Below are 19,354 nucleotides of genomic sequence, written 5' to 3'. Positions count from 1 at the left end.
CTCTTTACGGACACCAAGGGGGACACATGACCAACGCGAGCTTTGATGATGAACAGCTTCCACCGGAACCACCGGCACCGGACAACGCCGTAGCGCGCCGGCCGCGGTACCAACAGGATCAACCGCAGCGCTACGAGGAGTATCGCCAGCCGCCATCGGACCGGGAAGCCGAGCAAGGCGTATTGGGTGCAATGCTGCTTAGCCCCAATACGGTCATGGAAGTTATTGAAGAGCTCGAGCCCGATGACTTTTATTATCCGGCCCACGCGCTAATTTATGGCGCGATGCTGGACCTTTACGCGGCGGGCCAAGACATTGACCCGCTTATCCTTTCCTCGCGGTTGGATAGGTTTAATAACCTCGAGCGCGTTGGCGGCGCACCCTATTTGCACACCCTGTTGGCTACCGTTCCCACCGCGGCCAATGCCCGCTATTATGCGGAAATCGTGGCGGAAAAGGCCGTCCTGCGCCGGCTCGTGGATGCCGGTACGCGCGTGGTCCAACTGGGCTTTTCGGGCACGGAGGATGCTGAGATTGAATCGGTGATCGACCGGGCCCAGCAGGAAGTCTTTGCCATCGCCCAGCGCAAGACTGCTGAAGACTACCGCGTGCTGGGGGATCTGATTGACCCCACCATTGATGAGTTGGCGGCGCTGCAGCAGGCCGGTGGCGTTGAATTGGGTGTGCCCACAGGTTTCATTGACCTAGATAAGCTCACTAATGGCTTGCACGCGGGACAGATGATCATCGTTGCGGCGCGACCCGGAGTGGGTAAGTCCACGCTAGCGATGGACTTCATTCGCTCGTGCTCGCTGCAGCATGGCAAGTCTTCCGTCATCTTTTCCTTGGAAATGTCCGCCTCAGAGATCGTGATGCGCCTGCTCTCCGCGGAATCCGAGGTGAAGCTCACCGATATGCGCAGTGGTGGAGTCTCCACGGAGGACTGGGCGAAGATCGATGACACGCTCAACCGCATTCAGGATGCACCGCTATTTATTGATGATTCCCCGAACCTGACGATGATGGAGATTCGTTCGAAGGCCCGCAGGCTCAAGCAGCAGCACGGCCTCGACCTCATCGTTTTGGACTATCTGCAGCTGATGTCCTCGGGCAAAAAGGTGGAGTCGCGCCAGCAAGAGGTCTCGGAGTTCTCGCGCCAGCTCAAGCTATTGGCCAAGGAGCTTGAGGTGCCGGTGATTGCCATCTCGCAGCTGAACCGTGGACCTGAAGCCCGAAACGACAAGAAGCCACAATTGGCTGACCTGCGTGAGTCCGGTTCCTTGGAGCAAGACGCGGATATGGTGATGCTGCTTTACCGCCCAGACTCGCAGGACCGCGATAACGAGCGCGCCGGTGAGGCGGATATTATCTTGGCCAAGCACCGCGGCGGCCCTATTGACACCGTCCAGGTGGCCCACCAGCTGCACTACTCCAAGTTCGTCAACATGGCGCACGGATAAAAGACTTATAGGTCCACGACGGCCGCGGGGTCCCCTAACCGGGGACCCAGAATTACCAGCACGATAAAGACCGCCGCAGCGGCCAGAGAGAGCCACCGCCAAACCGGGAAGAAGCGTTGGCCGCACCAGTAGGCGATCGCTGCACCGATGAGCGCGCCGAGGGTATTAAACAGCAGATCATCGATATCCGTGCGGCCCAGCGCGAAGGCATATTGGGCCGTCTCTAGCGTTAAGCTCAGCGCGAATCCCCAGGCCGTGGATACTTTCACGGAACGGCATAGCGTAAATACTAGGAGTCCGAAGGGGATGAAGAAGGCGGTATTACCGGCGTACTCAAAAATCGGGGCGAACCAACTATTGCCAGAGAATTCATCGAGGGGAACTAAGTGGAGCTCGCGGACGCGTTGATTTTCGGGCTTCCACAGGTAACCGATCTGGAAGAAGGCCTTCAGGGTGGTCAGCGCTACCATGACGCCGATCCAGGCGCTAAGGGCTAATTTATCGAGCAAGGGCCTTACCTTTCAGCTCAGGCAGAGTAAATGCCGCTACGGCGGCGATGGCGAATGCGGCCGCAAAGAGCACGAAGAGGAATCCTGCGCCGGTCGCCGCGATCAGTGGCGGTACAACGAGCGGTGCGACGATGGAGGCGATGCGTCCAAACCCCGCCGCGGCACCCGTACCGCGCCCGCGCAGCGCGGTGGGGTAGAGCTCCGGACCAATGGCATACAGGGCACCCCAGGCGCCGAGGTTGAAGAAGGACAACAGGCACCCGGCGATGATAATGAATACCTCGGAGCTAGCGGTGCCGTAGAGCCCGGCGGATACGGCGGAGCCGACCAAGAATACGGCGAGGGTAATCCGCCGGCCCCAGACCTCAATGAGCCAAGCGGCGGTGGCATAGCCCGGTAGCTGCGCCAAGGTAATGATGAGGGTGAAGCTGAAGGATTTTACGAGCGAGAAACCATCGGCAACCAGCAGGGACGGGATCCAGATGAAGGCGCCGTAATAGGAGAAATTGACGCAAAACCAAATAGTCCACAGCGCCGCTGTGCGGCGGCGCAGGCCCGGCCCCCAAATGGAGGTCTCGGTGGAGGCGGTGGGTTCCGGGTGGGCATCGTCAAGCGGCTGGCCCGCGGCGGCCTTTTCGAAGGATGCCACAATCTCTTCGGCCTCCTCGTGGCGGCCCTTGGACTCGAGGAAGCGCACCGATTCCGGCAAGCCCAAGCGCACGTAAACCGAATAAGCTGCGGGGATAAGCCCCACGGCAAAGCCCCAGCGCCAGCCGTTTTCGCCGGCGCCGACGATGAAGGTGCCGATGAGTGCGGCGAGGATCCAGCCGAGCGCCCAGAAGGCCTCGAGCAGGACCACCATGCGCCCGCGGATGCGGCGCGGCGAGAATTCGGAGATGAGAGTGGAGGCGACCGGCAGCTCCGCGCCCAGGCCCAGCCCGACGATGAAGCGGAAGATGATAAGCATGGTCAGCCCACCGGCCAGGGCGGAGGCACCGGTGGCCAGGCCGTAAACCAAGAGGGTGAGGGAGAAGATGTGGCGGCGGCCGTATTTATCCGCAAGGAGCCCGCCGAATGTCGCTCCCAGAGCCATGCCGAGGAAGCCAACAGAGGCGAGCCAAGAGGTTTGGGTGCTGCTCAAATCCCAGTGCACGGCCAGGGCGGCCATGATGAAGGAAATGAGCCCCACATCCATAGCATCGAGCGCCCACCCTAGGCCGGAGCCCAGGAGTAGGCGCTTGTGTTTGCTGGTGACCGGGAGCCGGTCTAATCGTTCATTGCGGCTGAGCATGCGCTAATCATAGCGCTGGGTGGAAAATTTCCGGAGACGCAGGGAATTGGAGACGACGAATACGGAACTTAATGCCATGGCGATGCCTGCAAATAGCGGGTTCAGCAGGCCAAAGGCCGCCACGGGGATGAGAATAATATTATAGGCAAAGGCCCAGAACAGGTTGCCCTTAATGATCTGCAGCGTGCGGCGGGACAGGCGAATGGCATCGGCTGCGGACCGCAGGTCCCCATTCATCAGGGTGATATCGGAGGCCTCGATGGCCACGTCGGTACCGGCGCCCATCGCCAAGCCGAGGTCTGCTTGGGCCAAGGCCGCGGCATCGTTGACTCCGTCACCAACCATCGCCACATTGTGCCCCTCGGACTGCAGCTTCTTGATGACGTCGACCTTTTCCTCCGGAATCACGCCGGCCGTGACCTCGGTGATGCCAACTTCCTCTGCCACGCGCTTGGCCGCGCCCTCATTATCGCCGGTCAGCAGGTGCGGGGTCAGGCCCAGCTGCTTCATCTGCTGGACGGCCTCAGCGGAGGTGGGCTTGACGGTGTCGCGGACCTCAATGAGCCCAGCGAGCTCATCGTCGAGGTACACCGCCACCGGAGTAGCGCCCGCGGCCTCTGCCTCGCGGAAGGCCTCAGCGTACTGGCCTAGGTCTCCACGCGGCTTGCCGACGCCCACGCGCACCCCATCCACCGTTGCTTCCACGCCAGCGGTGCTGGTGGAAAAATCGGTACCGGGCTCCACGTCGCGCTCACGGGCAATGGCCTGGGCGATGGGGTGCTCGGAGTTCCGCTCGACGGCGGCGGCGTACTCGAGGACATCGCCATGCACGGCCGTAACGGACATTTCCCCGGCGGTCACCGTGCCGGTCTTATCCATCACGATGGTATCGACCTGCTTGGTGGACTCAAGGATCTCCGGGCCTTTAATGAGCAGGCCTAACTGGGCGCCGCGCCCCGTGCCGACCAAGATGGCGGTCGGGGTGGCAAGGCCCAGCGCGCAAGGGCAGGCGATGATCAGCACGGAGACAGCGGCGATAAACGCCGGCGCCACGCCGCCAAAGATGAGGTGTACCAGCAGCGTGAGGACGGAAATGCCGATGACTACCGGCACGAAGACCTGCGCAATGCGGTCCACTAGGCGCTGCACGGGGGCCTTGGAGGCTTGTGCGTTGGTAACCAACGTGGCCATTTGGGAAAGGACCGTGTCCTCGCCCACCTGGGTGGCCTTAACCTCCAACTTGCCGGAGGCGTTAATGGTGGCGCCGGTAACGGTATCGCCCACGCCCACCTCTTCCGGGACGGATTCACCGGTGATCATGGAGGCATCCACGGCGGAATTGCCGGAGACGACCTCACCATCGGTGGCAATCTTTTCGCCCGGGCGCACAACGAAGACATCGCCCACCTGCAATTGGGAGATGGGAATGCGTTTTTCCTCGCCGTCCCGCAGCACGGAGGCTTCCTTCGCGCCCATGGATAGCAGGGTGCGCAGCGCCTCAGAAGACTGCCCCTTGGCCTTGACCTCGAACCAGCGGCCGAGGAGCAGGAAGGTAATGACCATTCCCACAGACTCAAAGTAGATATGGTCCATCTCGGCCGAGCTGGAGGACCACGACATGCTCATCGTCATGCCGGGCTCGCCGGCGTTGCCAAAGAACAGTGCGTACAGGGACCACAGGTAGGCGGCCGAGGTGCCCATGGAAATCAAGGTGTCCATGGTGAACGAGCCGTGCTTCAGGTTGGTCCACGTAGCGGAGTGGAAGGGGGCGCCACCAAAAATGAAGACAACGGTGGCCAGCATGGCGCAGGCCCACTGCCAGTTCTGGAACTGAAGGGCAGGCACCATGGAGACAACCATGATGGGGGCAGACAGGACCGCGGAGATGATGGTGCGCCGCAGCAGGCTCTCTTGTTCTGCAGCGCGGGCATCATCAACCGGCGTGCCCTCTGCGTCCTCGTCCTGGTCGCCGTCATCGCTGCCGGACATATCGAAGGCGCTGTATCCGGCGCCTTCGACGACCTTGATCAGATCCGCAGGCGTAGAAGTCTCCGGATCGAACTCAATAGAGGCGGATTCGGTGGCAAAGTTAACGCTCGCCTCAACGCCGTCTACCTTGTTGAGCTTGCGTTCTACCCGGGAAGAGCAGGACGTGCAGGTCATGCCCGAGACCCCGAGATCAACGTGTGACATAGTATTCGCCTACTTAAGGACGTATCCGGCTTCGGCTACGGCGGCTGCTACTTGCTCATCGGTGAAATCGCTGCCGGAGACAGACACTGCGCCGGTGGTGTGGTCTGCGGAAACCGCGTCCACACCGGCGATTTCGCCTACCTCTTCGCGGATGGACATTTCGCAGTGTCCGCAGCTCATTCCTTCTACGGTGTAGTTCTTCGTTGCCATGACTATCATCCTTTCTCGATTGCTTATGCTTCCATGCTATACCCCCTAGGGGTATCAGGCAAGGAAGAAATTTAGGTACGGTGGGGAATAAACCACAATGTAAAGGAGTTACAACGAGTATGGCTACTATTGATGTCACTGAAGAGAACTTTGAACAGACCGTAACCGGCGAAGGCATTACGCTTGTCGATGCCTGGGCGGACTGGTGCGGCCCATGTAAGCGCTTTGCCCCTGTCTACGAGAAGGCATCCGAGGAGCACACGGATGCTACCTTTGCCAAGCTGGACACCGAGGCAAACCAGGGCCTTGCTTCCGCGCTGCAGATTCAGTCCATTCCTACCCTGATGATCTTCCGCGATGGCATCCTCGTATTCCGTGAGGCCGGCGCACTGCCGCCCGCAGCACTGGAGGATCTGCTCAAGCAGGTCAAGGACCTGGACATGGCTGAGGTTCGCCGCCAGGTTGAAGAGCAGAACGCACAGCAGGCATAGAATCTGAATTTTCAGAGCTTCCACGGCGCTTTCTGGTGAGTATCGCTAAACTCGCTAGAAAGCGTCTTTTTTATGACCAAAGGAGATAGTGATGGCTAACCCCTTCAGCAAGGGCTGGAAGTACGTGATGAGTTCTCTCGATCAAAAGATTGATGAGAACGCCGATCCAAAGGTCCAAATCCAACAGGCGGTTAAGGCCGCCAAGGAACAGCACCAAGAGATTTCTGATCATGCGGCAGAGATCATCGGGCACAAGTCTCAGTTGGAAATGCAGATGAACCGCCTGGTGAAGTCGCAGCAGGATTACCAATCCCAAACCGAGCGCGCTTTGGAGCTTGCCGATTCTGCCGAGGACCCACAGAAGGCGAATGAGTACAACCAGGCCGCTGAGGTAGTGGCCTCCCAGCTCGTTGCGGTGGAACAGGAACTGGAAGACGTCAAGCAGCAGTACGCGGCGGCGGAGCAGGCGGCTGAACAGGCCAAGAACCAGCAAAAACAGTCCGAGGCCCGCCTGAAGGAGCAGCTGGCACAGGTCAGCCAGCTAGAAGCGCAGGCGGATCAGGCTGCAATGCAGGAAAAGAACGCGGAAGCGCTCGACTCCATGAACGAGCTCAAGCCTGATGATTCCGTGCCGAGCTTGGACTCCGTCCGCGCCAAGATTGAAAAGCGCTATGCCGATGCCCTTGGTGCACAAGAATTGCAGCAGGCAACCGGTGGCGACCGCATGAGTGAGATTCAAGCGGCCGGCAACGACATGAAGGCCAGCGCGCGGCTCGATGCGCTGCGCGCCGATATGGCCAAGAAGAAGGAAATCGAATCCGGGGATTAATTCTCGCGGCGGATATTGATAAGCACGCCGCGAATCCCTGAGTGGAACCCATCGCGTAAATTCACGCGCTGGGTTTCTGTCAGCGTGTATTCATGCAGGGTCTCGCAGGCGAACTGCAGCAGCGGGCGGTCGATCTCCGGTGGCAATCCGCCGCCAGACAGTAAGTGGGCTTGGTCGCGCTGCTCTGAGTTGGCGGCATTATCAAACCACCACGATGCGTATTGCTGGCCCACATCGAATGGGGACTGGAACCCGGCAGAGCTCCAGACCTCTTCTGGCAGCGGGACGTACTTCGAGCGCAGCTTGCGCCGCGGTGCCATCATTGACGGTTTCGGCGCAGGCTTTGGTGCTGCTTGATCGGTAGCCTCGGCCTCTTCCGCGGCGGGCTTTTCCTGCTCTTGTTGGGCTGGGGTTGCGGCCTGCTGTGCGCTTTGAGGCGGCGCGGGCTTTGGGGTAGGTGCCGGCGTGGGCTTTTCTGGGGTGCCGAATGCGGTTTCTACCTCGGAGGGCTCTTCGCACTCGTCGCAGTGTTCGGTGCCCGGAAGCTCCTCTTCTGCTCCCTCTGCCTTCTGCGCTGCATCGCGCACAACTGGGGGAAGCGGTCCCTCGAGGACCTGCAGCTCCATGGAATCCGCGAAGTCCTCGCGCGGATCCAAGATGGTGGTGGAATCACACGTATGGCGCAGCGCTGCGGACATCGAGTCCCAGCCAAAGCCGTACAGGTGCACGCGGATGCCATTGTCTACGGCGGTCTGCGCGCCGGGGATCATGTCAGCATCGCCGCTGACCAGCACGAAGTCGGTGAACTGGTTCTTCACGGCGGCCATGACCATATCGGCCACAAGCCGGGTGTCGACGCCCTTTTGGGTGCGTCGCTCACCCCATTCAATGAGTTGTCCCGTGCGCAATTGCACGCCCTCGCAGGTGCGAAGGGCGCGTTGGTAGCGGTGTGGACCGGTATCCGGGATTCCGTCGTACCAGTATTGGCGCTGAATCGGGTTGCCTAATTGCTCCTCGATCATCCCGCCCATGGTGCTGACCACCTCGGGCAGATCGATTTCTAGCTGCGCGCGAGCCCCCGTTTCCCAGGAGTTATAAAAGCTCGCGAGCAGGTATGAGGTATCGACAAAGACAAGTGTGCGTTCAAGCATGGCTCCTAAGTTCCGTTCTAATTGTGCTAAATAAAATTCTTTGTTACCTCCAGTGTGCCTTATTCACCCCGAAACGTCGATCAGAATTCGCTAATTCCCAGCATATTGGCCGCAAATGAAAAGAATTCGGTGACCATTGCGGCGTCGGCAAGCGTGTTATATGGTTAGTTACACAACTAACCAAGTAACTAACGAGCCGAAGGTGATGATGGACAACTCCACGCAGCCGCTCTTTCGGCAGATTGCGTCCTTGGTGGAAGACACCATTGTGGACGGCACTCTGGCGGAGGGCGATAAGGCACCTTCCACCAATGAGTTGGCGGATTTCCACAACATCAACCCCGCAACCGCGCGAAAGGGGATCACTCTCTTGGTGGACTTAGGGGTGCTGGAAAAGCGGCGGGGCATCGGCATGTTTGTGGCCGAGGGCGCATCGGGTGCCATTCGCGAGCGCAGGCGAGGTGACTTTGCCGCGGAGTATATGGCCCCGCTTGTCGATGAAGCAGTGCGCCTGGGCTATAACCGGGCCCAGCTCCATGACCTTTTCGATCGGGTTGCAGAAAGCAGAGGAATGTACTCATGATTACTACCCGCGACTTCACCTTTTCCGCAGGTCTTACCCATGGCTTGGTCGGCCGCAACGGAATTGGCAAGACCACCTTATTGCGAAAAATCGCCGGCCAAATTCAATCCGGCCGCATCACGGTCTTTGACCGCCAGCCCTTTGATAACCAATCCGTGCTCAACCGGGTAATCCTCATGGGCATCGACAATCCGCTGCCGGATTCGTGGGGAAGCAAGAAACTCGGCGCCGTCGGTCAGGCGCGATGGCCCAACTGGAATGCGGACCGCTACGGCGACCTCATCGCCGGCTTCGACATCCCCAATAAGGCGTATTCTGCGCTCTCGCGAGGGCAAAAATCGGCGTTGGGATTTGTCTTCGCCGTTGCCTCTGGTTGCGAAATAATGCTTTTGGACGAGCCTTATCTGGGCCTCGACCTGCCGCGCCGCGAACTCTTTTACCAGGTACTCCGGGAAGAGCACGGTCGTACCATCGTGGTATCCACCCATCACCTCAACGAGATAGAGGGCTTGCTGGACACTATTTCCCTTATGGGGGAGCACCCCATTAGCGGTCCCGTGGACGAATTTGTTGATTCCTTCCTGGAAATCAGCGGGCCCGAAGAGGCGATCTCCGCGGCCATTTCCGCACTGGACCTGCCGGTATTGGAGCACGCTTCAACCAGCCTGGGAGACCAGGTGCTTGTCGATGCCCGCACTACCTCGCCCGATCCCGTCTTCCACTATGCCAACGAACATCACCTCCGGGTAACAGAGGTATCACTTGAAAAGGCTGTCCGAGCATTGGAGGAGCAGTCATGAAACTTCTATGGCACACAACGGAATGGGTTGGGGTTACAGTCCTATTCTTCATCGCGCTTTACCCTGTACTTTTTGGCGAAAAGTGGGGAACTGTCACCTTGCTCTTGCCCCTTGTGCCCATCCTGACGTATCAACCCAGTTTTGATAAGTACCAAGTACTTGGCCTGAGCTCACAGATATGGAATGAGCACCGTCGGATCATCGTCACGGTTTTCGCTGTCGTGGCCATGGCAGGAACGGCTGCACGGCAGGGCTGGTGGGCGTTGGCTGTTTATGCGGCGGCATTGGCATGGGCACTGTGGCGCGAACCAACCCCAACCAGGACGGGCTACTCGACGACTCCTTTGGGAATTGCATCCAAGCTTGGGCGTTTCCCGCCGACGCTCGACGCGCAGGCTGTATACCGCCGCCAGGTCCGCATGTGGGTGCTGGTCGTCGTATTTTTAGCCATCAACGTTGTGCTTTCGCTAATGAGCACGCTGTGGGGACCGATGGAATTCATCGCTTTCATTGCTTGGGTATTCTTCGCCTTCTTTAGCAGCCAGCCCATGGGCATGTTGCGCGATACGCTCAGGGATTACGTCACGCTCGGCGGCACGCGTCGCCGCTGGGCTTCCATGACCGCAATGACCGGGCTCATCCCCATCCTTGGTTGCGCCGCCGTGGGCTTGGCCCTTTCTTTCTGGGGGAACACAATCGAGGTCGCCGCCGGCATCACCGCAATCGCGGCCGTCACCGTACCTGGGCTTACGTACCTCGAGTTCCTAGAGAAGAGGACCCTTGGAGTCTTTGTCGCGTACCTCCTCGGTATCGCAGTGCTGGTCTGGCTTTTCGCCCAAGGCTATGTCTCGGCCGCGGTGGGGATGTTTATAAGCCTTGGCATCTACGCCGTATGGGCCGTAACCCTGCCGATGTATGCACGCCGCATAAGCAGCCTGTGGGAGAAAGGCCTTGCGGGCTGGCTTGGCATGAAATAAAAGTGTCCGAAATTCGTGCTGACCAGCGAGTTTGTGAAAATTTAAAGCGGTGTGTAACTTAATACGAGTCAGCGCGACCGACAGCGCCCCACAGAGACAGACACTGTCTCTGGCTGAAGTGGCGATAGGAAAACAGGCCCTGACGAAAACAATTTTTTACTCGCAACGAGTTCCATGCTTTTAGGCATGTAGCTGTTGTGTGGTGATGGTGTCTGAGAACTCAATAGTGTGCCAATGTACTTATTTTTATTTTTGTGTGCATGGTTGTGTGTTGATTGGTCTGTTGGCCGGCGAACCTAATGGTGGTTTGTTGGTTGGTGTGTGCCGGTAAGGTGTTGGAATACGCATCTTTTTGAATACTGATTAGTGTTTCGGCTGCATTGATGGATTGGTTGGCATGTGATTGTGTTCAACTTTTTGTCTCCCTTTTTTGTGCCCCGTCGGGTTGGGGGAGGCAGTTTATTTTTTCTTTGTAGTAATTTTTGGACGCCAGCATGGGCCTGCTTTTGTGGGTTGTGGTGGTTTGTTATTTTGGTTAGGTTTGGGCTTTTCACGGCCTTTTCAGTGTTTTGCTGAAATTCTTTTTGTGGAGAGTTTGATCCTGGCTCAGGACGAACGCTGGCGGCGTGCTTAACACATGCAAGTCGAACGGAAAGGCCCTGCTTGCAGGGTACTCGAGTGGCGAACGGGTGAGTAACACGTGGGTGATCTGCCCTGCACTTCGGGATAAGCTTGGGAAACTGGGTCTAATACCGGATAGGACCGCACTTTAGTGTGTGTGGTGGAAAGTTTTTTCGGTGTAGGATGAGCTCGCGGCCTATCAGCTTGTTGGTGGGGTAATGGCCTACCAAGGCGGCGACGGGTAGCCGGCCTGAGAGGGTGTACGGCCACATTGGGACTGAGATACGGCCCAGACTCCTACGGGAGGCAGCAGTGGGGAATATTGCACAATGGGCGCAAGCCTGATGCAGCGACGCCGCGTGGGGGATGAAGGCCTTCGGGTTGTAAACTCCTTTCGCTAGGGACGAAGCTTTTTGTGACGGTACCTAGATAAGAAGCACCGGCTAACTACGTGCCAGCAGCCGCGGTAATACGTAGGGTGCGAGCGTTGTCCGGAATTACTGGGCGTAAAGGGCTCGTAGGTGGTTTGTCGCGTCGTCTGTGAAATTCTGGGGCTTAACTCCGGGCGTGCAGGCGATACGGGCATAACTTGAGTGCTGTAGGGGTAACTGGAATTCCTGGTGTAGCGGTGAAATGCGCAGATATCAGGAGGAACACCGATGGCGAAGGCAGGTTACTGGGCAGTTACTGACGCTGAGGAGCGAAAGCATGGGTAGCGAACAGGATTAGATACCCTGGTAGTCCATGCCGTAAACGGTGGGCGCTAGGTGTGAGGGTCTTTCTACGACTTTCGTGCCGTAGCTAACGCATTAAGCGCCCCGCCTGGGGAGTACGGCCGCAAGGCTAAAACTCAAAGGAATTGACGGGGGCCCGCACAAGCGGCGGAGCATGTGGATTAATTCGATGCAACGCGAAGAACCTTACCTGGGCTTGACATACACCAGATTGGGCTAGAGATAGTTCGTCCCTTTGTGGTTGGTGTACAGGTGGTGCATGGTTGTCGTCAGCTCGTGTCGTGAGATGTTGGGTTAAGTCCCGCAACGAGCGCAACCCTTGTCTTATGTTGCCAGCATTTGGTTGGGGACTCATGAGAGACTGCCGGGGTTAACTCGGAGGAAGGTGGGGATGACGTCAAATCATCATGCCCCTTATGTCCAGGGCTTCACACATGCTACAATGGTCGGTACAACGCGCTGCGACACTGTGAGGTGGAGCGAATCGCTGAAAGCCGGCCTTAGTTCGGATTGGGGTCTGCAACTCGACCCCATGAAGTCGGAGTCGCTAGTAATCGCAGATCAGCAATGCTGCGGTGAATACGTTCCCGGGCCTTGTACACACCGCCCGTCACGTCATGAAAGTTGGTAACACCCGAAGCCGGTGGCCTAAACGTGTTAGGGAGCCGTCGAAGGTGGGATCGGCGATTGGGACGAAGTCGTAACAAGGTACCCGTACCGGAAGGTGCGGGTGGATCACCTCCTTTCTAAGGAGCTTTTACTAGGCTGCAGTTGCAGCTAGGACCCATTGTTTGTGGGTTGCCCACAGTGTTGTGTGGGTTGGTGGTTGAGTAGGCGAGTGTTCTGCTGCCACCGTTGTGTGGAAATTCCGGGTAGGACATACACCTTAATCGACAGGACTAAGTGTTTGAATGGTGCTTTGTGACATGCGTAAAAGTGTCCATGTATACGAAAATGAGTGTTGATTGTACGTTGGTGCATTGTTGGGTGTCTGGGGCATTATCCCCCTTTTTTGTGTGCCTGACTGGTTGATGGATGCCATTCATTGTGGTGGTGTTTGTTGCTGGTTCGGGGTGTTGTGTGAGAACTGTATAGTGGACGCGAGCATCTCACGTGATGCCATCTGCTTGTGTGTGGGTGGTGTTGTGTGTGTGATGTGATTTTTCTTTTTGTTTATTTTGTCAAGTTCACTTGTTGCCACTGCATACGGATTGTGTGACCTTTTGTTGGTTGTGTGGTTTGTGTGTGGTGGTTGGTGTGTTCGTTATTGAGGGCGCATGGTGGATGCCTTGGCATGCTGAGCCGATGAAGGACGTGTAAGGCTGCGTTAAGCCTCGGGGAGTTGTCAATAAAGCGTTGATCCGAGGATGTCCGAATGGGGAAACCTGGCCCTGGTTATGTGGGGTTACCCTTCAGTGAATTCATAGCTGTTGTGGGGGTTACGCGGGGAAGTGAAACATCTCAGTACCCGTAGGAGGAGAAAATAATAATGATTCTGCTAGTAGTGGCGAACGAACGTGGATGAGGCTAAACCGTGTGCATGTGATACCTGGTAGGGGTTGTGTGTGCGGTGTTGTGGGGCCTGATTTTGTGTCATCTACCAGTGGCACGCCCTTTTTGCATTGTTGTTAGGTGAAGTGGTTTGGAATGATCTGCCGGAGTAGGTGAGAGTCCTGTAGCTGAAGATGATGATGTGGGGGTTGTTGGGTTCCCGAGTAGCAACGGGCTCGTGGAATCTGTTGTGAATCTGCCGGGACCACCCGGTAAGCCTAAATACTCAGTGTGACCGATAGTGGATAGTACCGTGAGGGAATGGTGAAAAGTACCCCGGGAGGGGAGTGAAATAGTTCCTGAAACCATGTGCTTACAATCCGTCAGAGCACCTGTTTGTGTGTGATGGCGTGCCTTTTGAAGAATGAGCCTGCGAGTCAGCGGCATGTCGCGAGGTTAACCCGTGTGGGGTAGCCGTAGGGAAACCGAATCCTAATGGGGTGATAAGTGGCATGTCCTGGACCCGAAGCGGGGTGATCTACCCATGGCCAGTGTGAAGCAGCTGTAAGAGGTTGTGGAGGCGCGAACCCACGTAGGTTGAAAACTGCGGGGATGAGCTGTGGGTAGGGGTGAAAGGCCAATCAAACTCCGTGATAGCTGGTTCTCCCCGAAATGCATTTAGGTGCAGCGTCGCATTTAGCTTGGTGGAGGTAGAGCGACTGGTTGGTTGAGCGGGACTACAATCTTAGCAATGTCAGCCAAACTCCGAATGCCATCAATTGTGTTGTGCGGCAGTGAGACTGTGGGGGATAAGCTTCATAGTCGAGAGGGAAACAGCCCAGATCGCCGGTTAAGGCCCCTAAGGGTGTACTAAGTGGAAAAGGATGTGGGATCGCGAAGACAGCCAGGAGGTTGGCTTAGAAGCAGCCATCCTTGAAAGAGTGCGTAATAGCTCACTGGTCGAGTGGTTCTGCGCCGACAATGTAGTGGGGCTCAAGTACACCGCCGAAGCCGCGGCAAGCAACATTTTTTTGTTGTTTGGGTAGGGGAGCGTCGTGCATGGGTGGAAGCGTTACCGTGAGGAGGCGTGGACTGTGTGCGAGTGAGAATGCAGGCATGAGTAACGAATTGTAAGGTGAGAATCCTTACCGCCGGATGACTAAGGGTTCCTGGGTCAAGTTCGTCTTCCCAGGGTGAGTCGGGACCTAAGGCGAGGCCGACAGGCGTAGTCGATGGATAACCAGTTGATATTCTGGTACCCGTACATGTGCGCCCATGATAAAGCACGGATACTAACCACTGCGGATACGCTACCTTTGCACTTTTTTGAGTGTTGGTGGTGTTGATGTCGTGGGGCCTGATGTGTGGTTCAAGTGATGGGGTGACGCAGTGAGGTAGCCGCGCCACTTAGTGGATTGGTGGTGTAAGCGTGTAGGCCGTGTGGTAGGTAAATCCGCCACACATAGAGGTTGAGGCGTGATGCGTAGACCCTAAGCGGGTTGATGGTGGTGATCCTGTACTGTCGAGAAAAGCCTCTAGCGAGTGTGTGTATGGCCCGTACCCTAAACCGACACAGGTGGTCAGGTTGAAGATACTAAGGCGTTCGGGTGAACTGTGGTTAAGGAATTCGGCAAAATGCCCCCGTAACTTCGGGAGAAGGGGGGCCCTGTGACGTGAAGACCCTGTGCGGTTGGAGTGTTGTGGGGTCGCAGAGAATAGAGGGAAGCGACTGTTTATCAAAAACACAGGTCCATGCGAAGACGTTAAGTTGATGTATATGGACTGACGCCTGCCCGGTGCTGGAAGGTTAAGAGGACCGGTTAGTTAACGTTTGTTAGCGAAGCTGAGAATTTAAGCCCCAGTAAACGGCGGTGGTAACTATAACCATCCTAAGGTAGCGAAATTCCTTGTCGGGTAAGTTCCGACCTGCACGAATGGCGTAACGACTTCTCTGCTGTCTCGACCACAGGCCCGGTGAAATTGCATTACGAGTAAAGATGCTCGTTACGCGCGGCAGGACGAAAAGACCCCGGGACCTTCACTATAGCTTGGTATTGGTGTTTGGTTCGGTTTGTGTAGGATAGGTGGGAGACTGTGAAACCGTCACGCTAGTGGTGGTGGAGTCGTTGTTGAAATACCACTCTGATCGGATTGAGCATCTAACCTTGGCCCATGATCTGGGTTGGGGACAGTGCCTGGTGGGTAGTTTAACTGGGGCGGTTGCCTCCCAAAATGTAACGGAGGCGCCCAAAGGTTCCCTCAGCCTGGTTGGCAATCAGGTGGTGAGTGTAAGTGCACAAGGGAGCTTGACTGTGAGACAGACATGTCGAGCAGGGACGAAAGTCGGGACTAGTGATCCGGCACCTACTTGTGGATGTGGTGTCGCTCAACGGATAAAAGGTACCCCGGGGATAACAGGCTGATCTTCCCCAAGAGTCCATATCGACGGGATGGTTTGGCACCTCGATGTCGGCTCGTCGCATCCTGGGGCTGGAGTAGGTCCCAAGGGTTGGGCTGTTCGCCCATTAAAGCGGCACGCGAGCTGGGTTCAGAACGTCGTGAGACAGTTCGGTCTCTATCCGCCGCGCGCGTTGAAACTTGAAGAAGGCTGTCCCTAGTACGAGAGGACCGGGACGGACGTACCTCTAGTGTGCCAGTTATCCCGCCAGGGGTATCGCTGGTTGGCTACGTACGGAAGGGATAACCGCTGAAAGCATCTAAGCGGGAAGCCTGTTTTAAGATGAGGTTTCTTTTGAGGTCCCCTAAAGACTATGGGGTAGATAGGCCAGACTTGGAAGCACTGTAAGGTGTGAAGGCTACTGGTACTAATTGACCAAAACAAACACACCACAACAACCCCGAACACCACGTGTGGGGATGATTGTTGGGTGAACTTGTGAAGCGAGTAAACAAACAAAAATGCACATTATCGTGTGTGTCGCGTCCACTATGCAGTATCTGACACAACACCCACACAATTGTGGTGGGTAGTGTTCTGATAGGTTTGTCGGTGGTTCATAGCTACAGGGAAACGCCCGGTCCCATTCCGAACCCGGAAGCTAAGCCTGTACGCGCTGATGGTACTGCAACCGGGAGGTTGTGGGAGAGTAAGTCACCGCCGACACCAAACAACAAAACAACAAAATAAGGTTTGTACCGAGACGGGCAAGGACACCGATTCCAACGGTGACCTTGCCCCTCTTCCGCGTGATCCCTTGAGTTTTATGAGGTTAAGGTCTTTTAATGGATGCAGGATTGGGGATGGGCCTCGTGTTCGTGGGAAAGCATATTCATTTTGATCTCGCGATCAGCGGATCAATTTCCACAAATAGCGATGTCTGGAGCTAGCCATGTTATTTTAGGCCTTGGTGCGAAAGCTGCGGTGTGCTAGACATGAGCGGCTAAATCCTGTACTAAGAACTTGGTCCTATTGGGGAATGCTTCTCGGGACACGGTAGCGGGGATGGAGGGCCATGGATGTGCTTTCCGGGCGGCTCGCTTGCGGGTTCGGTTGGGCCTGTGAGAACATCGGGCCCTAGCTTAACCGGTTTTGGCTTTATCGAATTATCCATTGCTTGGTACGGGTAGACGATCGAGACGAAAACTAGGAGAACAGAAATGAGCCTCGGGCGGAGAATGCTGATCATTGCGTTGGGTACCAACATTGCCACTCTTTGCGTCGTCAGTGCTGTTCTCCTAGTCGTTCTACCGAACGATGCACCGCGATGGCTCATCTTTGGAAATATTGTCGTGTTCGTAGCGTGTGTTTACAACACGTACAAAGCAGTGACGGTCTGGCCAGATGAAAAGAAGGCTGCCACGGAAAGCTGATTGATAAAAACTGGGCGGTTCCACGTTTTCAGTATCGAGTGCCAGAGTGCTCCAAGAAATTCACTGCTTTGGTGCTTGGCATCGTTAGTGATGTATTAATCGGCGACGACACCGTGGCTGGCTTTTCAGTTCCGCAGCGTTTGCTTTCTGAGGTCAGGCCCAACCCAGACTCGACTCTTGTTCAAAAGGAATCATAGCTGGGCCACTCCATTATTGCGGAAGTTCGTTTATTATCGTGCTTAAATACTTCTGCAGTTTTTCTTGCAAAAGTATGGCGGATAATTTATAGGCCGTTAGGAGAGTCATGGCTCAAGACAGCTCTGACCTAGGTGATCCCCAAGGTATGCCAGAAACATGCGATCACTATGCGCGAGGGGACTATGGCGCAGGACAGTTTGCCTATGGGCGCCAAGATAGCGGCCGGGGTCGAACCGAAGAGGAGAAATTGAGCCCTGAACCAAATAACAGTGTTCAGCTGCCTGGTTTGGTCCGACTTTGTTTCATTATTTCTGGCATTTGCGGCTTATTTTTAATTGTCGGCTACTTCCAAACGTGGGGGAGGGTCGACTTAGGGGGCTATGGTTCCTTTTCCTACACTGCGCGGCAAACGCAAGGCATTATCAACTTGTACCTCGGATCCCTCGCGATTGCTTATAGCTTGGTCGGCAATAATCTGAGCGGGCTGCGGGGAGCCAGATGGCGCGGTGCTCCTATGCTCGTGGCGGCCGTAGCTTCTTTCTGGGCCGCTGAGATCATGGGTGGCAAGGCTTTACTGCGAATTTAGGGGACGTTGATGGAAGGTTGTTCTCGGTCGAGATGGGGACCGGGCTTATCTTGGTGCTATCAGCTTCGGCCGCGATGATCGTCTGTGGTGTCGTGGTTCTGATATGTGATAGAAACATGAAACCTGTTGAGCAGGACAAAGGGGTCTTGTCTCCCCAGAGGGGGTATAGCGCTCCGGACGACTCCGGAGAACAATCGCTCGACTTTAGTGATCTGAATTTTGATGACTCGAGTCGAGAAGAATAGCGCTCGAAGGTGTCGGGAGGCTAAAGCAGATTGTGTGTGGCCAGTGGAAGTCCTGAGATGAAATGGCGCGGCTTTCCGCTGAGTGGATCCGTGAATTCTAAGTCCGTCGCTGTTAAGTGCATGGGCACGGACATGTCTTCGGCCTCCTCGGGGAAAATAGTGGGGTAGACCGGATCGCCGAGGATCGGTATGCCCGCCTGCCACATGTGCAGCCGCAATTGATGGGTCTTTCCAGTCTGTGGTTTGAGGGTGTAGAGACCAAGATCTGGCAGCGGACCGTGAACTTTTTCGTAAGGGGCCTTATCAATGGGTTGTACCGATTCTAGTGTGGTGAAAGCATTCGGTTCACCATCTGCTATCCGGCCCTGGATTTCACCGGGGGTTTTAGTCAGGTGGGAGGACCATTGGAGGGGCGTCGGCAAGCGGCGGAATTCCGCGACCGCCTGGTAGGTCTTGTGGACTTTCTTTTCCGCGAAGAGGGACTGGTAGGCGCCGCGGACATCCTTGTGCTTAGTGAATAGAAGGAGGCCGGAGGTAAGGCGGTCGAGGCGGTGTGCCGGCACTAATTCGTTATTTCCGGTGGAACGGCGGAGGCGAACGGTGGCGGTTTCGACGATGTGCCGGGCGCGCGGCATGGTGGCCATGAATGGGGGCTTATCTGCTACCAGGATGTTGTCATCTTCATAGATGATGGGGATGTCGTAGGGTACGGGTATTTCTGGTGCGGGGATGCGGTAGAAGAAGACATCGACATCCTTGCCGAGCACGGTACCTGGCTTCAGGGGAGTTTGATCGCGCAGGACCACCTCGCCCGCGGCAAATCGCTCGCGCAGTGCCTGTGCATCATCATTGGGGTGGCGGTGGCGCTGGGAGGAGATGACTTCGCTGAGAAAATCCCAGGTGCTAAGACCTGCCTCCGGCGTCCGTACGCGCGTCGGATTGAGCCCATTTTTGATGGGCAAAGGGCTGAATCCTTTTTGGTGATGTATTAGTGTGTTTGGCATGGATATTAATTCTCTCGCGGACCAGGTGATGGCTTTTTTCTCTGACGGAATTGGCGTGGTGCTAAGGGACGTATTCCGGATGCTCCTCGAAATTTTCTCTCCGTCCAATTCTGATCCTGCAACCGTCAACCACTAAGCCTAATCCGTACT

Annotated in this window: 14 protein-coding genes and 3 rRNA genes; 11 read left to right on the top strand and 6 right to left on the bottom strand. The window is 56.4% G+C overall.

What is annotated here, in order from left to right; genetic code table 11:
* Positions 1–26: 26 nt before the first annotated feature.
* Positions 27–1,460, top strand: a complete 1,434-nt coding sequence (gene dnaB, locus HMPREF1287_RS07970) for a replicative DNA helicase (protein WP_005275794.1) — start codon at positions 27–29, stop codon at positions 1,458–1,460.
* Between the two features lie 5 nt (positions 1,461–1,465).
* On the opposite strand, the gene HMPREF1287_RS07965 is transcribed toward dnaB, so the two are convergent.
* The 4 genes from HMPREF1287_RS07965 to HMPREF1287_RS07950 are packed head-to-tail and all read right to left on the bottom strand — an operon-like array spanning position 1,466 to position 5,663.
* On the bottom strand, positions 1,466–1,930 hold the full coding sequence (locus HMPREF1287_RS07965; RefSeq protein ID WP_023016352.1) for a VanZ family protein: 465 nt from the start codon (positions 1,928–1,930) through the stop codon (positions 1,466–1,468).
* 28 nt (positions 1,931–1,958) lie between these two features.
* Complete coding sequence (locus tag HMPREF1287_RS07960; RefSeq protein ID WP_005275787.1) at positions 1,959–3,260, bottom strand: MFS transporter; 1,302 nt, start codon at positions 3,258–3,260, stop codon at positions 1,959–1,961.
* Positions 3,261–3,263: 3 nt separating this feature from the next.
* Positions 3,264–5,453 (bottom strand): cation-translocating P-type ATPase, encoded by a 2,190-nt coding sequence (locus HMPREF1287_RS07955; protein WP_005275785.1) that lies wholly within the window; start codon positions 5,451–5,453, stop codon positions 3,264–3,266.
* Positions 5,454–5,462: 9 nt separating this feature from the next.
* Positions 5,463–5,663 (bottom strand): heavy-metal-associated domain-containing protein, encoded by a 201-nt coding sequence (locus HMPREF1287_RS07950; RefSeq protein ID WP_023016351.1) that lies wholly within the window; start codon positions 5,661–5,663, stop codon positions 5,463–5,465.
* A 119-nt stretch (positions 5,664–5,782) separates the two neighbouring features.
* On the opposite strand from HMPREF1287_RS07950, the gene trxA reads away from it, so the two are divergent.
* Complete coding sequence (gene trxA / locus HMPREF1287_RS07945) at positions 5,783–6,154, top strand: thioredoxin (protein WP_005275779.1); 372 nt, start codon at positions 5,783–5,785, stop codon at positions 6,152–6,154.
* 91 nt (positions 6,155–6,245) lie between these two features.
* Positions 6,246–6,983, top strand: coding sequence for a PspA/IM30 family protein (locus HMPREF1287_RS07940; protein WP_023016350.1), 738 nt, complete (start codon positions 6,246–6,248; stop codon positions 6,981–6,983).
* Here the strand turns inward: HMPREF1287_RS07940 and HMPREF1287_RS07935 are convergent.
* Positions 6,980–8,134, bottom strand: coding sequence for an NYN domain-containing protein (locus tag HMPREF1287_RS07935; RefSeq protein ID WP_023016349.1), 1,155 nt, complete (start codon positions 8,132–8,134; stop codon positions 6,980–6,982). The genes HMPREF1287_RS07940 and HMPREF1287_RS07935 overlap by 4 nt on opposite strands.
* 208 nt (positions 8,135–8,342) lie before the next feature.
* On the opposite strand from HMPREF1287_RS07935, the gene HMPREF1287_RS07930 reads away from it, so the two are divergent.
* The 7 genes from HMPREF1287_RS07930 (at position 8,343) to HMPREF1287_RS07895 (ending at position 17,955) form a co-directional block, all read left to right on the top strand.
* The gene (locus tag HMPREF1287_RS07930) at positions 8,343–8,717 is read left to right on the top strand and encodes a GntR family transcriptional regulator (protein ID WP_034653268.1); all 375 of its coding nucleotides are present in this window, start codon (positions 8,343–8,345) and stop codon (positions 8,715–8,717) included.
* Complete coding sequence (locus HMPREF1287_RS07925) at positions 8,714–9,517, top strand: AAA family ATPase (protein ID WP_023016348.1); 804 nt, start codon at positions 8,714–8,716, stop codon at positions 9,515–9,517. Before HMPREF1287_RS07930 ends, HMPREF1287_RS07925 begins: the two co-directional genes overlap by 4 nt.
* Complete coding sequence (locus HMPREF1287_RS07920) at positions 9,514–10,494, top strand: hypothetical protein (protein ID WP_023016347.1); 981 nt, start codon at positions 9,514–9,516, stop codon at positions 10,492–10,494. Before HMPREF1287_RS07925 ends, HMPREF1287_RS07920 begins: the two co-directional genes overlap by 4 nt.
* A 583-nt stretch (positions 10,495–11,077) precedes the next feature.
* A 16S ribosomal RNA gene (locus HMPREF1287_RS07915) occupies positions 11,078–12,595 on the top strand.
* A gap of 511 nt (positions 12,596–13,106) precedes the next feature.
* Positions 13,107–16,188 (top strand): 23S ribosomal RNA (locus tag HMPREF1287_RS07910).
* A gap of 158 nt (positions 16,189–16,346) precedes the next feature.
* A 5S ribosomal RNA gene (gene rrf, locus HMPREF1287_RS07905) occupies positions 16,347–16,464 on the top strand.
* The 16S, 23S and 5S rRNA genes sit together here, the layout of an rRNA operon.
* Before the next feature lie 1,011 nt (positions 16,465–17,475).
* The gene (locus HMPREF1287_RS07895; RefSeq protein WP_023018170.1) at positions 17,476–17,955 is read left to right on the top strand and encodes a hypothetical protein; all 480 of its coding nucleotides are present in this window, start codon (positions 17,476–17,478) and stop codon (positions 17,953–17,955) included.
* Positions 17,956–18,220: 265 nt separating this feature from the next.
* Here the strand turns inward: HMPREF1287_RS07895 and HMPREF1287_RS07885 are convergent, their stop codons facing one another.
* Positions 18,221–19,204 carry a pseudouridine synthase gene (locus HMPREF1287_RS07885; protein ID WP_034654544.1) on the bottom strand — a complete coding sequence of 328 codons (984 nt, stop codon included), beginning with the start codon at positions 19,202–19,204 and terminating at the stop codon, positions 18,221–18,223.
* On the opposite strand from HMPREF1287_RS07885, the gene HMPREF1287_RS12600 reads away from it, so the two are divergent.
* The gene (locus HMPREF1287_RS12600; RefSeq protein ID WP_198010368.1) at positions 19,203–19,340 is read left to right on the top strand and encodes a hypothetical protein; all 138 of its coding nucleotides are present in this window, start codon (positions 19,203–19,205) and stop codon (positions 19,338–19,340) included. The two genes, HMPREF1287_RS07885 and HMPREF1287_RS12600, sit on opposite strands and share 2 nt — an antisense overlap.
* Positions 19,341–19,354 lie beyond the last annotated feature (14 nt).

Source organism: Corynebacterium sp. KPL1986 (assembly GCF_000477975.1).
In the GTDB taxonomy this organism is placed as follows: Bacteria; Actinomycetota; Actinomycetes; order Mycobacteriales; family Mycobacteriaceae; genus Corynebacterium; species Corynebacterium accolens.
Note: the sequence above shows the minus strand (reverse complement) of the source record. Positions and strands in the feature narration are given on the sequence as shown.

Excerpts from the sequence above, each read along its gene's own strand:
- HMPREF1287_RS07920 (WP_023016347.1), top strand. The coding sequence starts at position 9,514 with ATGAAACTTCTATGGCACACAACGGAATGGGTTGGGGTTACAGTCCTA.
- HMPREF1287_RS12600 (WP_198010368.1), top strand. The coding sequence starts at position 19,203 with ATGGATATTAATTCTCTCGCGGACCAGGTGATGGCTTTTTTCTCTGAC.
- HMPREF1287_RS07895 (WP_023018170.1), top strand. The coding sequence starts at position 17,476 with ATGGCTCAAGACAGCTCTGACCTAGGTGATCCCCAAGGTATGCCAGAA.
- HMPREF1287_RS07955 (WP_005275785.1), bottom strand. The coding sequence starts at position 5,453 with ATGTCACACGTTGATCTCGGGGTCTCGGGCATGACCTGCACGTCCTGC.
- HMPREF1287_RS07930 (WP_034653268.1), top strand. The coding sequence starts at position 8,343 with ATGGACAACTCCACGCAGCCGCTCTTTCGGCAGATTGCGTCCTTGGTG.
- HMPREF1287_RS07935 (WP_023016349.1), bottom strand. The coding sequence starts at position 8,134 with ATGCTTGAACGCACACTTGTCTTTGTCGATACCTCATACCTGCTCGCG.
- dnaB (WP_005275794.1), top strand. The coding sequence starts at position 27 with ATGACCAACGCGAGCTTTGATGATGAACAGCTTCCACCGGAACCACCG.
- HMPREF1287_RS07960 (WP_005275787.1), bottom strand. The coding sequence starts at position 3,260 with ATGCTCAGCCGCAATGAACGATTAGACCGGCTCCCGGTCACCAGCAAA.
- HMPREF1287_RS07885 (WP_034654544.1), bottom strand. The coding sequence starts at position 19,204 with ATGCCAAACACACTAATACATCACCAAAAAGGATTCAGCCCTTTGCCC.
- HMPREF1287_RS07925 (WP_023016348.1), top strand. The coding sequence starts at position 8,714 with ATGATTACTACCCGCGACTTCACCTTTTCCGCAGGTCTTACCCATGGC.
- HMPREF1287_RS07965 (WP_023016352.1), bottom strand. The coding sequence starts at position 1,930 with ATGGTAGCGCTGACCACCCTGAAGGCCTTCTTCCAGATCGGTTACCTG.
- HMPREF1287_RS07940 (WP_023016350.1), top strand. The coding sequence starts at position 6,246 with ATGGCTAACCCCTTCAGCAAGGGCTGGAAGTACGTGATGAGTTCTCTC.
- trxA (WP_005275779.1), top strand. The coding sequence starts at position 5,783 with ATGGCTACTATTGATGTCACTGAAGAGAACTTTGAACAGACCGTAACC.
- HMPREF1287_RS07950 (WP_023016351.1), bottom strand. The coding sequence starts at position 5,663 with ATGGCAACGAAGAACTACACCGTAGAAGGAATGAGCTGCGGACACTGC.